General features: G+C 68.4%; 16 protein-coding genes. 10 read left to right on the forward strand and 6 right to left on the reverse strand.

From position 1 onward, the window contains the following. Positions 1-64: 64 nt before the first annotated feature. The 4 genes from CRP45_RS07765 to CRP45_RS07780 all read left to right on the forward strand — a co-directional run bounded on the left by CRP45_RS07765 (position 65) and on the right by CRP45_RS07780 (position 5,087). Complete coding sequence (locus CRP45_RS07765) at positions 65-2,305, forward strand: MMPL family transporter (protein ID WP_218841096.1); 2,241 nt, start codon at positions 65-67, stop codon at positions 2,303-2,305. 68 nt (positions 2,306-2,373) lie between these two features. Next, the gene (locus CRP45_RS07770) at positions 2,374-2,820 is read left to right on the forward strand and encodes a nitroreductase family deazaflavin-dependent oxidoreductase (RefSeq protein WP_097244361.1); all 447 of its coding nucleotides are present in this window, start codon (positions 2,374-2,376) and stop codon (positions 2,818-2,820) included. Then, complete coding sequence (locus CRP45_RS07775) at positions 2,817-4,388, forward strand: MFS transporter (RefSeq protein WP_097244362.1); 1,572 nt, start codon at positions 2,817-2,819, stop codon at positions 4,386-4,388. Before CRP45_RS07770 ends, CRP45_RS07775 begins: the two co-directional genes overlap by 4 nt. A 27-nt stretch (positions 4,389-4,415) precedes the next feature. Then, positions 4,416-5,087: an MspA family porin gene (locus CRP45_RS07780; RefSeq protein WP_097244363.1), complete on the forward strand. Its 672-nt coding sequence runs from the start codon at positions 4,416-4,418 to the stop codon at positions 5,085-5,087. A 29-nt stretch (positions 5,088-5,116) separates the two neighbouring features. Here CRP45_RS07780 and CRP45_RS07785 read toward each other — a convergent pair whose 3' ends face one another. After that, the gene (locus CRP45_RS07785; RefSeq protein ID WP_097244364.1) at positions 5,117-5,740 is read right to left on the reverse strand and encodes a hypothetical protein; all 624 of its coding nucleotides are present in this window, start codon (positions 5,738-5,740) and stop codon (positions 5,117-5,119) included. 198 nt (positions 5,741-5,938) lie between these two features. Further along, complete coding sequence (locus tag CRP45_RS07790) at positions 5,939-7,060, reverse strand: serine hydrolase domain-containing protein (protein WP_179830788.1); 1,122 nt, start codon at positions 7,058-7,060, stop codon at positions 5,939-5,941. Positions 7,061-7,471: 411 nt separating this feature from the next. On the opposite strand from CRP45_RS07790, the gene CRP45_RS07795 reads away from it, so the two are divergent. Together CRP45_RS07795 and CRP45_RS07800 are read left to right on the forward strand one after the other, a co-directional pair. Then, positions 7,472-7,822 (forward strand): hypothetical protein, encoded by a 351-nt coding sequence (locus tag CRP45_RS07795; protein WP_245909966.1) that lies wholly within the window; start codon positions 7,472-7,474, stop codon positions 7,820-7,822. A 194-nt stretch (positions 7,823-8,016) separates the two neighbouring features. After that, entirely contained in the window at positions 8,017-8,517 is a 501-nt protein-coding gene (locus CRP45_RS07800; protein ID WP_097244366.1) for a hypothetical protein, read from the forward strand. Between the two features lie 28 nt (positions 8,518-8,545). On the opposite strand, the gene CRP45_RS07805 is transcribed toward CRP45_RS07800, so the two are convergent. Then, positions 8,546-9,352 (reverse strand): LLM class flavin-dependent oxidoreductase, encoded by an 807-nt coding sequence (locus CRP45_RS07805; RefSeq protein WP_097244367.1) that lies wholly within the window; start codon positions 9,350-9,352, stop codon positions 8,546-8,548. 75 nt (positions 9,353-9,427) lie between these two features. Here CRP45_RS07805 and CRP45_RS33710 point away from each other — a divergent pair, with 75 nt between their 5' ends. Further along, entirely contained in the window at positions 9,428-9,568 is a 141-nt protein-coding gene (locus CRP45_RS33710; RefSeq protein WP_179830789.1) for a hypothetical protein, read from the forward strand. 35 nt (positions 9,569-9,603) lie between these two features. After that, on the forward strand, positions 9,604-9,846 hold the full coding sequence (locus tag CRP45_RS07810) for a hypothetical protein (RefSeq protein WP_179830790.1): 243 nt from the start codon (positions 9,604-9,606) through the stop codon (positions 9,844-9,846). A gap of 330 nt (positions 9,847-10,176) precedes the next feature. On the opposite strand, the gene CRP45_RS07815 is transcribed toward CRP45_RS07810, so the two are convergent. After that, positions 10,177-10,857, reverse strand: coding sequence for a nuclear transport factor 2 family protein (locus CRP45_RS07815; RefSeq protein WP_067780675.1), 681 nt, complete (start codon positions 10,855-10,857; stop codon positions 10,177-10,179). A 290-nt stretch (positions 10,858-11,147) separates the two neighbouring features. On the opposite strand from CRP45_RS07815, the gene CRP45_RS07820 reads away from it, so the two are divergent. After that, entirely contained in the window at positions 11,148-11,975 is an 828-nt protein-coding gene (locus CRP45_RS07820) for an MHYT domain-containing protein (protein WP_097244369.1), read from the forward strand. A gap of 400 nt (positions 11,976-12,375) precedes the next feature. Here the strand turns inward: CRP45_RS07820 and CRP45_RS07825 are convergent, their stop codons facing one another. Continuing rightward, positions 12,376-14,142, reverse strand: coding sequence for a GNAT family N-acetyltransferase (locus CRP45_RS07825; protein ID WP_097244370.1), 1,767 nt, complete (start codon positions 14,140-14,142; stop codon positions 12,376-12,378). A gap of 59 nt (positions 14,143-14,201) precedes the next feature. On the opposite strand from CRP45_RS07825, the gene CRP45_RS07830 reads away from it, so the two are divergent. Next, the gene (locus CRP45_RS07830; RefSeq protein WP_067780663.1) at positions 14,202-14,981 is read left to right on the forward strand and encodes an alpha/beta fold hydrolase; all 780 of its coding nucleotides are present in this window, start codon (positions 14,202-14,204) and stop codon (positions 14,979-14,981) included. A 63-nt stretch (positions 14,982-15,044) separates the two neighbouring features. Here CRP45_RS07830 and CRP45_RS07835 read toward each other — a convergent pair whose 3' ends face one another. Beyond that, positions 15,045-15,557, reverse strand: a complete 513-nt coding sequence (locus tag CRP45_RS07835) for a nitroreductase/quinone reductase family protein (protein WP_097244371.1) — start codon at positions 15,555-15,557, stop codon at positions 15,045-15,047. Positions 15,558-15,645: the final 88 nt, after the last annotated feature.

Genomic DNA, 15,645 nt, shown 5'->3' on the forward strand with positions numbered 1-15,645 from the left:
TTCCAGAAATAGATAGCAGCACTACCTGTAGCGGATAGTACGACTCTATATAGGTGGAGGAATCGTGTTCGAGAAACTCGGCAGGTGGTCCGCCGCCCATCGCAGATGGGTGGTGGTAGGCACCGTTCTGTTCATCCTGCTCGGCGGTCTCTGGGGCTCCGGTGCGGGCAACCTGCTCGGCGGCGGCGCCGGACTGGACGACCCGACCAGTGAGTCGTCCCACGCGGACGAGATCCTGGAGACCACGCTCGGCAGGCACGTCGCCGACGTGGTGGTCATGTACGAGAGCGCGGAGATGACCGTCGACGATCCGCGCTTCCGCGCGCGGGTCGAGGACGCGGTCGCCAAGGTCCCGCGCAGCTCATACACCTGGCTGGAGACGTTCTGGACCACCGGTTCCCCGGACTTCGTCTCCGCCGACCGGCACAAGACCTACATCTCCATGCAGCTGCCCGGCCAGATCGAGGAAGACCGGGTCGTGGTGTGGCGCGAGATCGAGCACCTCTTCGACCAGCCCGGTCTCGAGGTCCGCTTCGGCGGCCTCGTCGCGGTGAACGATCAGTTCAACGACATCACCGAGGAAGACCTCGCCCGCGCCGAGCTGATCTCGTTCCCGCTGCTGCTCATCCTGCTGATCGTCATCTTCCGCAGCGCGATCGCCGCGGCGCTGCCGCTCGCAGTCGGCATCGTCGTCTCGGTCGGCTCGCTCGCGGTGCTGCGGGTGGTCGGCAACTTCACCGACCTGTCCACCTTCTCGATCAACCTGGTCGTCCTGCTGGGCCTCGGCCTCGCCATCGACTACGCGCTGCTCATCGTCAACCGCTTCCGTGACGAACTGGCCGCGGGCCGCACGGTGGACGACGCCATCGGTACCACCATGGCCACCGCGGGCCGCACCGTCGCCGTCTCCGGCATCACCGTCGCGGTCACCCTCGGCGGCCTGGTCATCTTCCCGTCGCGGTTCCTCACCTCGCTCGGCTACTCCGGCGTCAGCGTGGTGCTGTTCGCGGTGCTCGGCGCGCTGATCGTGATGCCCGCGCTGTTGCGTTTCGCGGGCATGCGCATCAATTCACTGCGAATCCCGCTGCCCTCGTTCGGCAAGCGCGGCGGCGAGCCGGGCGCGCGCTGGTACAAGGTCGCGCACGCGGTCATGCGCCGTCCGGTGCTCGCCGCGGGCAGCATCGGCCTCGTGCTGGTGCTGCTCGGTCTGCCGCTGCTCGGCGCGACCTGGTCGCGGCCCGCCGACTGGGCGCTGCCCGCGGGCACCGACAGCCGGGTCGTCTCCGAGGAACTCGATCGGGACTTCCCGCTCGATCCGACCAAGGTGATCACCGCGGTGGTCGACATGCCCGGCGATGCCGCGAGTCCGCAAGCCCAGCAAGCGCTTTCGGGCTACCTCGACCGGCTGCGCGCGGTGCAGGGCGTGGACAGCGCCGCTGTCACAGGAACGGCGGGCGACCTTGCCCGCGTCACGCTCGGCTACTCGATGGACTCGATGGACGCGCCGATCCGCGACGTGGTGCGCCAGCTGCGCGCCGTCGAGCCGCCTGCCGAGGCGACCGCCTCGTTCACCAACCGCCCCGCTGCGGTGGCCGACCTGCTCGACATGCTCGCCGAGCGGCTGCCGTGGATGCTGCTGATCGTCACGGTGGTGTCGTTCGCGGTGCTGTTCCTGGCCTTCGGCTCGGTGCTGCTCCCGCTGAAATCGGTGCTGATGAACCTGCTTTCGCTGTTCGCAACCTTCGGCATCGTCGCGCTGATCTTCCAGTACGGATTCCTTTCCGGCCCACTGAATTTCGTTCCCGCGGGATTCATGGACGCGAACATGCCGATGATGATCATGGCGATCGCCTTCGGTCTGGCCATGGACTACGAGGTGTTCCTGCTGGCCCGCATCCGCGAGCACTACCTGCGCAGCGGCGATCCGGTGGAGTCGGTGGCCTTCGGCGTGCGGCACACCGCGCGACTGATCACCAGCGCCGCGCTGTTGCTCGCGGTGGTGCTCGGCGCGTTCGTCTTCTCCGGCATCACCATCGTGAAGATGATCGGCGTCGGCCTGGTGCTCGCCATCTTCCTGGACGCCACCATCGTGCGCGGTCTGCTGGTGCCCGCCACGATGCGACTGCTCGGCGACAAGGCCTGGTGGGCGCCCAAGCCGCTGGCCAACTGGTGGCAGAAGTACGGAATTCCCGAACCTGGAGCCGATGTGGCTCCGGAACCCGGCGGTGCAGGCCGGCCGAGCGGCATCGAACCGGCAGATGCGCTCGGCACAACGGTGGCGACCTCGACAGCGCTGTCGCGGTGATCGTCGGTTTCGTGGCGGGCCCGGTCGACTCCTCTGACCGGGCCCGCCGCCCCGGAAGGACATAGCTCATGGCAGCGAAGTACCAGGCCGGTCCGTTCCGTAGGGTCATCAACCGCGCCGTGATGGCGTTGGCCGCGCGCGGCGCGGGACCGGACGGCATGTACATCCTGGAGACCATCGGAAGGCGCAGCGGCCGCGCGCGCCGAAACCCGGTGCGCATCATCGAATTCGACGGAGAGCGATGGCTCGTCTCCCCCTACGGGGAGGTGGGCTGGGTGCACAACGTGCGCGCACGCGACGTCGTGCTGTTGCGCCGCGGCAACGACGAACAGCGGGTGTGGGCGGAGGCGGTGCACGGCGAGCGCGCGGGCCATGTGCTGCACCACTACGTCAAGAAGGCGCCGGTGACGACCCCCTACTTCGACGCCTCACCGCGCTCGGCGCCCGGCGTGTTCACCGCCGAGGCGCACAGACATCCCGTCTTCCTATTGCACGGCTGGAGCGAGACCCCATGACCACCACACGCCCCGTGACCACGGCTTCGGCGGCGCTCGAACCGGTGCGCGATCCGAGCCGGTGGTGGGTGCTGGCCACCGTCTGTGTCGCCACGTTCATGCTCACCCTCGACATCACCGTGGTGAACGTGTCGCTGCCCGCCATCCAGGCCGACCTGTCGGCGAGCTTCGGCGCGCTGCAGTGGGTGGTGGACGCCTACGCGCTCGGTATGGCCGCCTGCCTGCTCACTAGCGGCTCGCTGGCGGACCGGGTTGGCAGGCGCAGCCTGTTCGCCGGTGGTCTCGTGGTGTTCACGGCGGCGTCGGTGGCATGCGGCGTCGCGGGAAGCCCTCTGCTGCTGAACCTTTCGCGCGGCGTCCAGGGCGTCGGCGCGGCCGTCCTCTACGCGGTCGGCCCCGCGATGCTCGCCGCGGCCTTCACCGGCAAGGAACGCGGTACCGCGTTCGGCCTGTTCGGCATGGTGACGGGAATCTCCGTCGCCGCCGGTCCGCTTGTCGGCGGTGCGCTCACCGAAATCGATTGGCGCTGGGTGTTCTATCTGAACGTGCCGACCGGGCTGCTGGCGTTGCTCGTGGTGCTGGCGAAGGTGCCCGAGAGCGCACGACGGGGCGGCAGGCCGGTGGATCGCGCCGGGCTCGTGCTGTTCTCGGCGGCGCTGTTCCTGTTGGTGTACGGGATCATTCGCGGTCCGGTGGTCGGATGGACGGCGGGTTCGACCATCCTGTGCTTCACCGGCTGCGTCGTGCTTGTCGCCGCGTTCGTGCTGGTGCAGCGCCGCGGCAGGCATCCCATGCTCGATCTGGGGCTGTTCGCCAACCGCACCTTCGACGCCCTGTCGGCGGCGACGTTCGTCCTGAATTTCGCTGTGATCCCGGTGATTCTGTTCGGTGTGCTGTGGATGCAGGGCGTGCTTGGCCACTCGGCCATCGAGACCGGTCTGCGCTTCCTGCCGCTCACCGCGATGCTGCTGGTGGCGGGCGTGCTCGGCGGCGTGTTGAGCGTGCGGGTCGCGACCAACCGGTTGATCGGCGCGGCGCTGATCCTGACCGGTATCGGGTTCCTGCTGCTGAACGCCATCGGCCCCGAGGACGACTGGACCGCCGCCCTTGTGCCGTTCCTGGTCGCGGGCATCGGCATGGGGTTGTTCAATCCGCCGCGGGCCAACGCCTCGGTCGCCATCGTCGCGCCGGAGGACTCCGGCATGGGCTCGGGAGTGAACGAGACCTTCCAGCAAGTGGGTTCGGCGCTCGGCGTCGCGGTGCTCGGCGCGGTCGCGCACGCGCGGATCGCCGACAGCTTGTCCGGGCAGCCGGTGTCCGCCGCCGCGGTGGACACGGTCGCGGCCGGATCCATCGACCGGCTCACCAACGAAACCTCCGCCGCGCACGCGGCCGAGTTGACCGACGCCGCGCACCGGGCGTTCGTGTCCGGCCTGCACGCCGTGGCGACCATCGGCGGGCTGGCCAGCGTGATCGTCGGCGCCGCAGCACTTTTCCTGATCCGCCGCCAGGATTTCGTCCAGGATCCCGCGGCACCCGAACACGACGACGCACCCGCCCCGTCCTGACGGGCGGGCCGAGATCGAAGGGGAATCATGAACTGTCGCAAACAGATCGGACGAGCCACGGCGGTGGTGGCGGCGGGTGTCGCCGCCATGGCTTGCGGCACCGCGGGCGCCGACGTGGTGGTGCCGCTACCCGGCGCCCACCAGGTGCAGACGCTCATGGACGGGACGGTGGTCACCGTGCGCCTCACCGGCGAATCGGTGACCATCAGCCCCTCGCTCGGCGCAACGCCGCTGCACCGCAACGCCTGGGTGTCCGGCAGCGCGCACGTCGAGGTGGCCGGCGCGGGCGACCGGCCGGGCGGCAAGCTCATCCCCGGCTACACCGTCGGCTGCCAGGTGGACATCTCCGGCGGCGCGATGGAAGGGGGCGTGGAAGGCGGGCTCAGCTGGCGCGACGGGCAGAACGTGCGCCCGAACGTCGGCGCGGAGTCCGGCGGCGCGCTCTCGCTCGGCCCTGGCCAGACCCGCTCGTTCTATCTGCTGGATGTCGAGGTCCCCGACGACTTCGGCAACGAAGACCACAAGCCCGTCAACCGTTTTCGCGGCAACACCGCCTCGGTCATCTGGGCCGACTCCACCATCGCACTGACCGGATGCGCGGGCTACGCCCAAGCCCGAGCCTTCATCCGCGTGGAAATCGAAACCGCGAACGTCGCGTCGCACCTCACCGTCTGGGGCGCACCGTTCAGCCTCGGCTGAGCGCCGAGCGATCGGGCGCCGGTCGGCCATCACTCACCGGCCGCGGCGCGGTCCCTGCCCTCCTCGAAGAACGCCAGCAACCCGGCGACGGTGCCCACCTGCGCACGCGGGCGCAGCGCGCCGAACGGCGCGTTCCAGAACTCGCCGGTGCGCGGTGTCCACGGCCCGACATACGCGTACGGACCCGGATGCGACGAATCACCGGGCGACACACCGAAATTCACCTCGTCCAGCGTGCTGGACAGGTCGAAGTGCTCCGGCCACAGCACCGGGGTGACGTCGGGCGCGAGGCAGCGCAGGGCCGCGTCCCCGGTGGCGAACCAGTCGGCGATCACGGCCGCGGCCTTCTCGTCGACGCGGATCTCGTCGTCGAGACCGCGCCCGCTGGATTCGGCGTACACGCCTTCCGGTGCGCCCGGCTCGAGGCCCGCGGCCTCCGCCAACTGCCGGTAGGTGCCGGTCAGCGGTACGCGACCGGTCGGCCCGATCAGGCTCGCGCCGACCACCGACACCGGTAGCCGGGCCCCGCCGAAACCGCCGAGCACCACCCGTAGCCGAATCGTGCCGTCGCGCCGGTACTGCGGCCCGGCGATCAGCAGCTCCGCCGTGCCGTGCAGGGAGTTCCTGGTCTCCCGGTACGTCGCCTCGTCCACTCCCGCATCATTCCCCGCCGCGGATCGGCGCACAGCGGTTTCGCCGCATCGTGCCCCGCTTACCGGAGCAGTCGGCCCCGCCCTGGGCTACCCTCGGTGCGCGGCCGCCCGCCGCGACATCGGCGCGTGCGCAGGCCGGGAACCGCTCCGGGTTTCGGCCGGAGCCGCTTCGCTCGGAATCGGCGTTCCGAGCGGCACTCACCGGGCGAGGTCGCACAGGACCATGTCGATCACGTCCTGCACTCCCCCGCGCGGAGCGAGCGAGGCGACGAGGGTGGGGAGCTGATTCATCGCGATGGTGACCGCGTGCCGCTCGGTGGCCGCACCCACCACGCTGCTGCCCGCGATGGAGCCGCCGTGGCCCCACGTCTCGATGCCGCACCGATTCACCCTGCGGAACAGCCCGAGTCCGATCTCCTGGTCGAGCAACGGCACCCCGCTCGGAATCGTCGTGCGCATCTGCTCGAGTTGCGCTGGCGCGACCACTTGGCCCGTGATCAGCGCCATGAAGAAGCGGTTCAGGTCCCGTCCGCTGGCGACCATCGCGCCGTCGGCGAGTCCCCAGTTCGGATCGATATCGGTGATGTCGACGCGTTCCGGTCCGACGACGAGATAGTTGCGCGGATGCGGTCCACGCACCACCTGCTCGACCGGATACAGCGGCCAGTAGGTCTCCTGCAGGCCGAGCGGCAGGATGATCCGCCGCGTCACCTCGACGCCGACGGGCAGGCCGGTCAGCCGTTCGATCAACGAGCCGATGATCAGATAGTTGGTGTTCGAGTACCCCCATCGGGCACCCGGCTCGAACTCGGCGGGCCGGTCCAGCGCGGCTCGGATCAGCTCGGACGCCGGGCGATACCGCTGCATGCCGGCCACGCTGTCGAGATCCACCTCGTTCAGGTAATCGGGGATGCCGCTGGTGTGCTGGAGCAGATTGCGCACGGTGATGCGGCGACCGTCGCCGCCGGGTCCACTGACCTCGCCGGGCAAATAGGCATCGATCGGCGAATCCAGCACGACGCGCCCCTCGCCTACCAGTTGCAAGGTGACAGCGGCCACGAACGACTTCGTGTTGCTCGCGATGCGGAACCGCGCGTCGTCGGGGAACGGGGCTCCGGTGCCGATATCGCCCACCCCGCTGTTGAGCCGCATCTCGCCCGCGTCGCCGCTCACCACCAGCTGCGCGCCCGGCACCCCCGAGGTGAGAACGACCCGATCGAACTCCGCCTGCCAGTTCGCGCCCGGTTCCGCGCCGACGGGACTCGCCGCGGGCCACACCATCGACACGACCAGAACGGCCGCCACCGCGAACCAGCGCACGATCTCCCCTCTCCCCCGATCCCACCGCGATCGCCCGGCTCGATGCCTGCGATCCCGGAGATCGGATACAGAGCGAAATGCCTCGGACATCTGTCTCACGCTTTGATTCGAACAACCGTATGAACGGCCCGCCGCTCGCGGACCGACCGATCCGACACACCCACTCCAGCCTCCCTCATGTCGAGCGTTCGAGATAGTCCCCTCCGGTCGGCGGCTTCCGACCCGCAGGTCAGCTAGGCCCGTGACGTCGGCCCGTTTCCGACGTTGATCGGGACCACAGCGTCGCGCAGCTTGCTCGAAGCCGGTCGCCGGCGGAGATGAGCCGGAGCACTGTCCTCCGGTTTGTAACGACGCACGGTGGGCGATCGATACTCGAGCGACAGTGAAGCAATGCGGCAGAAGGGATTTCGGATGCGAAGGACGACAGCCATCGTGGCCGCCACCGCGGTGTCGGGTTTCGCCACGGTGCTCGGATCCGGTGCGGCCCAGGCCGCGCCGCAGGACTGCGCTGTCACGCGGGACCTGGTCGGCGCGACGGCGAAGTGCCACGACGACGGACCCCCTGGGCGGGAGTACGCCCTGATCGTCGAGTGCTTCGGCCTGCACGGCGTGCCCAACGCCTTTCCGCTCATGGCCATCGGCCCTTACCAGGGGTCGTGGAGTGGTTCCTTCGGCCCGTCCGGCCAGGGCACGGCCTCGTGCTTGGGCCCGATGAGTATCGGGACCGCTACCAACGCCTACGTAACGATCTACCGAGACTGATCCATCACGCGGCGTCGACCGCGACAGCTCGAACAATTCGAAATCCCTACTCGCACAGTCGCTCCAGCAGCGACTGCGATCGAGGCTGGGCTCTACCAGGAGACACTGTGACTCGAACTGCTCTACTCGCTGCCGTTACGGCCACCATCGCTCTATCTCTCACGGCGTGTGGTGGTGAAAGCGAATCCGATCCCGTGACGTCGGCCTCTGGCACCGGTGCGGCCACGGTGACCGCTGCGCCGACCGCATCATCCGCCGCGCCGACCACGGTTCCCGCTGCGCCGACCACGGTGCCCGCTGCGGAGAAGCCGCCGACACCCGCCCACGGGGGCACCGAGCCCGTTTCCGCACCGACGCCCGAACCCTCGGCCGCGCCCGCACCGCCGCCGACCGCGGCGCCGGTGGCCGATCCCTGCGCCGAGGTGACTCGCGAGTACCTGATCACCACGTTGCGAATGACGGGGCTGCCTCGGTATCCCTTGGCCGATCTCCAGCAAGCACGATGCAGTGGCACCTTCGCCTCGGCGATGGCCCAGCCGGAGGGCACTCTGCACCCGGTCATGTACCTGTTCGAGTACTCCGAGCAGAACGGCCACACGCACTGGCGCGTCATCGATGTCGGAGAGGCCCTCGACTGCGTGAACAGGCACGGCGTTCCCGCCAACGTGGGCAGCGCGATCGGCTGCGCCTCCTAGATTCGCGAGGTCTGGTCTCGACGTCCGGCTACCGTCCGGCGAGCTCGGCGACGACCGGAGCGAACCTCTCGGCGAAGTCGGCGCCGAAGACGAAATAGGAGAAGCCGATCTCCTCCCGGCGCCGCTGGATTTCCTCGGCGGCGGCCGCCGGATCATCCGGAAGGATGGTCAGTGCGTCCGCCGCGCGAAGCGCAGCGGGGTCGGTGGAGGGGTGCGCCATGTGCGGCGCGACCGAGTCACCGATCACCCCCACGGCGAGCGCGAGCTCGACCTTCCCGCTGAGGCGGAAGTCGCGTGCCAGCCGTTGAACTTCGCCCCGAGGGTGATCGCCCAGCGCGAAGGTGACCGTGTCCGCGACCTCGGCCGCCAACGCCCTGGCCTTCGGACCGAATACCGCCATCGCCACGGGCGTGCGACGGTCGGGACCGTCGAGATCTCGCAGCCTCTCGACGGTCTCCCGGACCTGTGCCAGACGGCCGTTCGGCGGTGGTACGGCGGGCATTCCCTTGTCACGCAGCTCGTCCTCGATTCCCGGTCTGCCGGTGCCGATACCCATCTCGAAGCGCCCCTCGGTCAGCAGCGACAGCGAGTGCGCTTCCCACGCCGTCAGCCAGGCAGGCCGAAACGGAGAGGCGTACACCCACGTGCCGACGCGCAGGTCGGTCAAGGCGGCGGCGGTGGCCAGCATGGGCCCTGGCGCCGGTTGCATCAGCGGGAAATCGGGAACCAACAGCGTCGAGTAGCCGATGTCGGCGATGCGGCGCACGCGATCCCGCCACGTCGGGAGATCGGACCTGAGCGGGGCAACGACCCCGAAGCGGAACGGTTTCGTCATGCCTGGACTCCTGTCGTTCGGTCTATCCAGAGGAACCGACGGCGGATTCGCCCGAAATTCATCGGTGCAGCGGAGATGTATCCGCTTCGCGGCTGCTCCGCTCGGCTCGAAGGCCTGATCGAGACGCTGATCGGTGGTTTCGTCGTGCTCGGCAGCCTCGGCTACGGCATCGTGGTGATCGCTCGCGTCCACGAACTCCGCCGGGAGAGTTCCTAGCGTCGGTGCGCGGCCACTTGTCGGAGGAGGTGGCGGTGGATCTCGATCTCGCGGCGGTGCGCGCGTTCGTCGCGGTGGCCGACGAGGGACAGTTCGGCTACGCCGCGTCACCATCGTCGACCCGACGCCCGCCTATCCCCTTGCGCTCCTGTGGTCCACACGCCAACCCACACCCCGGACTTCCCCACCTCGTCGAGCACGTCGCACAAAACTACAACCGCGACACCGCCACGCAGAGCTGGATCCCGGACGCGGACCGCCCACTGTTCATGTCCTGAACACGGAGGTGGAGCCGCACCGAGGCGAGGCCCCACCGCATCGCGGGTCGATCATCATGCCCGTCCCCTCCGCGCGCCGATGTCTACGGATCGAATCGTGTTCGCGCGCACACTCGTTACTTGCTCGCAAGACGGGAGTCGACGGCCGCGGTCGGACTGACCGCGTGCGCGCCGATCGACGCCACGTCACCAGATGGCCGCTGTCACGCGCGAGGAGATCCGGACAACACCGCCCCACACGGCAGACCTGCGGGATGGCCGTCTGCCGCATTACCTCGGAGTCGTGAGCCCGCGTTCCAGGATTGATGTCGCGCCCCGGCTCTCGACTGGCTACGACTTCGAGCCGGTGACCGGGCAGCCGTGGGCCAGGGGGCCGAGCAGCGTGCTGTTGTCGTAGAAGTGTTCGAGCTCGAGGATGCGGAGGTCGTCGCTGACTCTGGCGATTGTGACGCCGAACATCTCGATCAGCTCGCCGGTGGGCTGGTGTTCGCGGTACGGGCCGTCGTAGGTGCCCCAGTGTCGCCAGCGGAAGGTGACATTCGGCGGGCCCGCCATCACTTCCAGTACCTCCCAGAAGAATCCGTTCGGCATCGCGGTGTGGAAAATGTGGTGCGAGCTCTCGAAGGTCTCGTTCTCGGCGTCGTAATACGGGTTGTCGCCGATCAGGATGTTGTAGCTACCGATCCGCGCGAATTCCTCGGCGTCCTGCCACGGTCCGCCGTTGACGCGGCCACGGTAGTGTTCGGCCACGAGCGAGACCCAGGTCGCCGGATCCTTCTTGTGTGAGACCTCCATCTCGAAGACCCGGACCAGATCTTCGACGATCGCCTCGAGCGATCCCGGCGCGTGCTGGGTGGTTCGCTCGCGCGGGACGGTGAGCTCGGTCAGGTGGTAGTCGGGCGCTCCGTTGCGCCAGTCCTCGGGCTTGGCCGCCGCGACCACGGCATCGCGGCCTCGCAGCCACAGCGGTGTTTCCGCGGCCGACGTCGAATCTGTTGCGTCAACTGTCATTTCGTTCTCGTCCCGTAGGCTGTGTCGGACGCGAAGACGTTAGCAGCAGACCATTGCCCGCGAAAGCTATTGCGCAACTGAGACATCGGCTTGACCGTGCGTGTGATGGGCACGCACGGAGGCGTCGTCGTCGATGGTCTCGGAGCTGCCTTCCAGTGAACCGCCATGTGACTGAAGCCACTGTCCCCGTTGACGCTTTGTGGCACCCCCGGCCGGACCTCACCGTTAACGTGAGGGCCGACAGACTGCTTCGAGGTTCACGACCAAAGCCGGTCGGTAGCGGGGATCGAGTGCTGCATATTTACCACTTCAGCTACGGGTGGCTGACGCCCGTGCTGGCCTATCTCATGTCCTTCGTCGGATCACTGCTCGGATTGCAGTGCGCCGCCCGCGCCCGTGCGGGTGAGCACCGGGCGCTCTGGCTCGGACTGGCCGCGCTGGCCATCGGTGGCACCGGCATCTGGGTCATGCATTTCATTGCGATGCTGGGGTTTTCGATCCAGGACGCGCAGATCCGCTTCGACGTGCCGATCACGCTGTTGAGCGCGGCCACCGCCATCGTCGTGGTCGGCATCGGCTTGACGCTCGTGCAGGCGCCCCGGCCGCGTCCTCTGGCGCTCGGGGCGGGCGGCGCGATCACCGGCCTCGGCGTCGGCGGTATGCACTACACGGGCATGTACGCGATGAGATCCGACGCGACGATCGGCTACGACTGGCGGGTCGTCACTCTGTCGCTGATGATCGCGGTCGTCGCCGCCACCGCGGCGCTGTGGTTCACCGTGCACGTGCGTGGCATGGCCGCCGCCGTCGGCGCGGCGTTGATCATGGGCGTCGCGGTCTGCGGCATGCACTACACCGGTATGGCGGCTATGCACGCGCACCGCGGCCATCACGGCACCCCGCCGGGCACCGACCCGCTGGCCATGCTCGCACCGCTGATCGTCGTCATCAGCCTGGTCACGATGCTGTTGCTCATCGCGGTCAGCCTGACCTCGATCGAACGCGACATCGACCTTCCGCCCCTGCGGCCAACCGCCGTGCGTCCGGTCACCGACGATATCGCCCCTCCGCCGAAAAGTTCGCCTTCCGGAACCGGATACCCCCGGTCGGGCGGGTGATCCAGGTGCCCGCAAGCCTGGATGGCACCGCACAGGTTCGCGCCGAAATCGCTGATCGTCGTCTCGAAACAGATAGCCACAGTGCGTCTTTCGGAGATCGACGAGCTCGAAGCGCGGTTGGGCATTGCGATGCCACCCGGGTATGCCGACCTCCTGGCAACGCGATCGCCGCAGCGGACCTGCACGTCGCACAAGATGGCTTGCACTCGAAGGTGCGAACGTTCCTGATCCCGGCAATCGGCGGCCGTGTGGTTGTCGCGGAGAGCTTCGGCGGTGACGATGTGCACGTGAACGTGTGTTTCGAGCCGGGATGCATGCCTTGCTGGCCGTCGGAGCGATCAGAGTCTCGCGGTGGAGCTCGGACCGGACGGAGCGGGTCTGAGCGAGCGGCGGGGATCCGTCAGAGCGCCCGCTTCAGCCCGACGTGACTGTTGTCGTACCCGAGCCGTGCATAAAAGGCGTGAGCCCGCTTGCGGACCCGGTCTGTGGTGACCTGCGCGAGTGTCGCACCTCGGTGCCTGCCGTGGTCGTGCGCCCACTCGAGCATCGCGGTTCCGATGCCGCGAGAGCGTTCCGAGGCAGCGACCCGAACTCCCTCGATCTGGAGGCGGGTGGCGCCGCCGCGGGACAGCCCCGGAATGATGGTGAGCTGCATGGTGCCGACGATCCTGTCGCCCTCGTCCCGGACCACGGCCAGATAGTGCGAGGGATCCCTGGTGACGGCGTCGTACGCCTCCTCGTAGCGGGCAATTTCGGAACCTTCACGGGTACGGCCGATCTCGTCATCGGAGAGCAGCGCGACCAGCGCCGGCACGTCGGCACGCCGCGCCCGCTGCACACGATAGATCCGGTCGCCGAGTCGGAGCCGACCACCGACCGAAGCCCGTGCCCGCGACTGCAGCCGGGCGATCAGCGTGTCCAGCCAGGCGCCAACGTGCCGCCGGGCCTCGGGAGTGTCCGGGTACCGGCAGCGCAGGTGCAGCCCCGCCTCGTCGAGGACGAACCAGAGCATCACGCCGTCGGTCCGAATCGTCGCGCCGACATATTGCGCCTCCAATCCGGTCGCGTCGACTCGCACCGGCAGCCGACGCAGGTCCAGCCACGAAATCGCGAACATCCCCGGCACCTCGGGCATCCCGCCCCACGGACGCAGGATGTCCTCCAGCGGCCAGGACCCCATCCGGACGGCCTCCTTCACCGCCTCGGCACTGGCACGGGGATCGGAGTCGGCCGATTCGAGCACCGAGTTGGTGATGAACCACCCCACCGAGTCGTGCCAGGTGGCGTCATACCGACTGTGCACCGGAAACACCGCCCGCAGTGCGGTGCCGGCCAACTCGCGGGTCACCTCGGTCATCGCCCCCACCACCAGCGCCAAGGTCGAGACGCCGTCGTCGCGGGCCTGCGCCGAGAACGCGGCGCTGTCATCGACATCCAGGACATCGCGCACCTCCACGCGCTCCTCCTGCAACGTCGCCTCACCCAGCGACAGCGGGAACCGTGGCATCACATCGCCGCTGCCCGCCAGCACCTCTGCCCAGCGGCGGTGCACTTCGGCGGGCGCAGGCGGGCGGTCCCGCAGCGAACGGGTGTGCTCCGCGAAGGCGGGTACGGGCGGCAACGACGGTGAACGACCCTGCTGCACCGCGGCCAGCGCGGCGAGCAGGTCACGCGCGATCACCAGCATCGACCACAAGTCGACGTGCGAGTGGTCGGCGGCCACCACCACGGTCGGCCCTACCGCGGTCTCCAGCACACATAGCCGGTGCGAAGGACGACCGTACGGCGAACAAGCACGGTCGAGCACGGCGCGCAGCGCATCGTTGACTGCCTGCCCAGGAGCGATCACATGCTCGACCCAACCGCCAGGGCGGATATCGACCTCGTGCAGCCGAGGCTCGCCGTCCTCGCCCGGCACGAAGATCGACCGCAGCGTGCCGTGCCGCTCGATCACCGCCAGCCAGGCGGTCGCGAGCTCGTCGGGCGGTACCGGCGCGGAGAGCCTGAAGGACAACGCCATCCAGGATCCCGGTCGGTCGCCGGCGCCGACGTGGCGTCGCTGATCGAAGGACACGGGAAGTGACCGGCCCACCCGACTCACGGTGACGTCGAAGCCCAGCAGGCGGCCGAACGGCAGGCGCAGGTGCGCGACGTTGGTCAGCCGCATGACGGTATCCTAGGCTCCTTCCCGAGCGATCGCCGTCTCACCAGCACCCTGGAGCCACCGTGCCGACCTTCCGCGTTCCCGGCGCCGACCTCGACGTGGAACTGAGCGACGAGGGCGGCCATCCCGTCGTCCAACTCCACGGCCTCACCTCCAGCCGCCACCGCGACCGTCTGATGGACCTCGATCTCGGTCGCGGACTCAGCCGAACCCGATTGCTGCGGTACGACGCGCGCGGCCACGGCCACTCGACGGGTCGTACCGTCCCCGAGGACTATCGGTGGCCAGTTCTGGCCGATGACCTGCTGAACCTGCTCGACCACTGGTTCCCCGGTGAGCAGGTGCACGGTGTCGGTCCTTCGATGGGTACCGGGACACTGCTGCATGCCGCTGTCCGCGACCCTGGCCGATTCGCCGGCCTCACCCTGCTGGTGCCCGCGACCGCTTGGCGCACCCGCGCCGCGAAGGCCGACATCTACAAGAACAATGCCCGCTTGATCGAGGAGCAGGGACTCGACGCCTTCCTCCGTGCCGATCTCACCGCGCCTCGCCCGCCGGCCACTCTCGGAACGCCGAAAACCGTGCCGGATGTCGCCGAGCACCTACTGCCCTCACTGCTCCGCGGGGCAGCGATGAGCGACCTGCCCGCCCCCGAGGCGATCGCCGCGATCAAGGTGCCGACCACAGTGTTGGCCTGGATAGACGATCCCGCCCATCCGGTGTCGACCGCCGAGGCGCTGGTGGACCTGCTGCCGAAGGCCACACTGGAGGTGGCGCACACACCGGCCGATCTCGCTCGCTGGCCGAGCATCCTGTGCGAGGACGTGGCACGACACGGGTAGGCACGACGCCCTTGCGATTCGTTCTGTGGCCAACCGACCGAACCGCGCTGACCGAACAAGCGCTCAGCCCTCGCCGTTGAAGGTCAGCAAGACCAGTGGAATCGGCCGGTCGACCTTGGACTGGAAATCCGCCAGCAGCGGGTTGTTGGCCAGCACCCAGGCCGCGAACTCGTCGTAGTCCTCGGCTTCGAGCACCTTGCCGGTCGCCTGGTAGGTCTTGTCTCGGAGTTCGATGGTGACCTGCGGATTCGCCTTGATGTTGTACCACCAGGCCGGGTACTTGTCCTCGATGAACGAGCTCACGTACATGGTGTCGTCCCGGTACAGGGGTCCCAGCGGAGTCGTGTGCCGCTTGCCGCTCTTGGCTCCGGTGGTGGTGAGCAGGATGAGGTCCCCGCCCGCGTAGGCGCCACCCACCTTGCCCGAGTTTTCCCGGAACTCCTTGATCACATCATCGTTCCAGTTGGCAATGCCGCCTTCCTGGTCCCACGCCTGGTTCCACGGCGCGTTCGGATCGTTGTAGTCGGTGATGTCGGCCTGATCCGGCTGTCCCGCAGTCGATTCGATTTCGCTCATAATTCGAGTATGTCGGGGAGATAGGACAGTGCCGGTCCTAATTCACCGAGAAATAAAGTATCCTGGAATGCCGAGTTCAGCGAGTCGG

The organism is Nocardia amikacinitolerans (genome assembly GCF_900215415.1).
In the GTDB taxonomy this organism is placed as follows: Bacteria; Actinomycetota; Actinomycetes; order Mycobacteriales; family Mycobacteriaceae; genus Nocardia; species Nocardia amikacinitolerans.

Excerpts from the sequence above, each read along its gene's own strand:
- CRP45_RS07770 (WP_097244361.1), top strand. The coding sequence starts at position 2,374 with ATGGCAGCGAAGTACCAGGCCGGTCCGTTCCGTAGGGTCATCAACCGC.
- CRP45_RS07775 (WP_097244362.1), top strand. The coding sequence starts at position 2,817 with ATGACCACCACACGCCCCGTGACCACGGCTTCGGCGGCGCTCGAACCG.
- CRP45_RS07780 (WP_097244363.1), top strand. The coding sequence starts at position 4,416 with ATGAACTGTCGCAAACAGATCGGACGAGCCACGGCGGTGGTGGCGGCG.
- CRP45_RS07795 (WP_245909966.1), top strand. The coding sequence starts at position 7,472 with ATGCGAAGGACGACAGCCATCGTGGCCGCCACCGCGGTGTCGGGTTTC.
- CRP45_RS07805 (WP_097244367.1), bottom strand. The coding sequence starts at position 9,352 with ATGACGAAACCGTTCCGCTTCGGGGTCGTTGCCCCGCTCAGGTCCGAT.
- CRP45_RS33710 (WP_179830789.1), top strand. The coding sequence starts at position 9,428 with ATGTATCCGCTTCGCGGCTGCTCCGCTCGGCTCGAAGGCCTGATCGAG.
- CRP45_RS07815 (WP_067780675.1), bottom strand. The coding sequence starts at position 10,857 with ATGACAGTTGACGCAACAGATTCGACGTCGGCCGCGGAAACACCGCTG.
- CRP45_RS07825 (WP_097244370.1), bottom strand. The coding sequence starts at position 14,142 with ATGCGGCTGACCAACGTCGCGCACCTGCGCCTGCCGTTCGGCCGCCTG.
- CRP45_RS07835 (WP_097244371.1), bottom strand. The coding sequence starts at position 15,557 with ATGAGCGAAATCGAATCGACTGCGGGACAGCCGGATCAGGCCGACATC.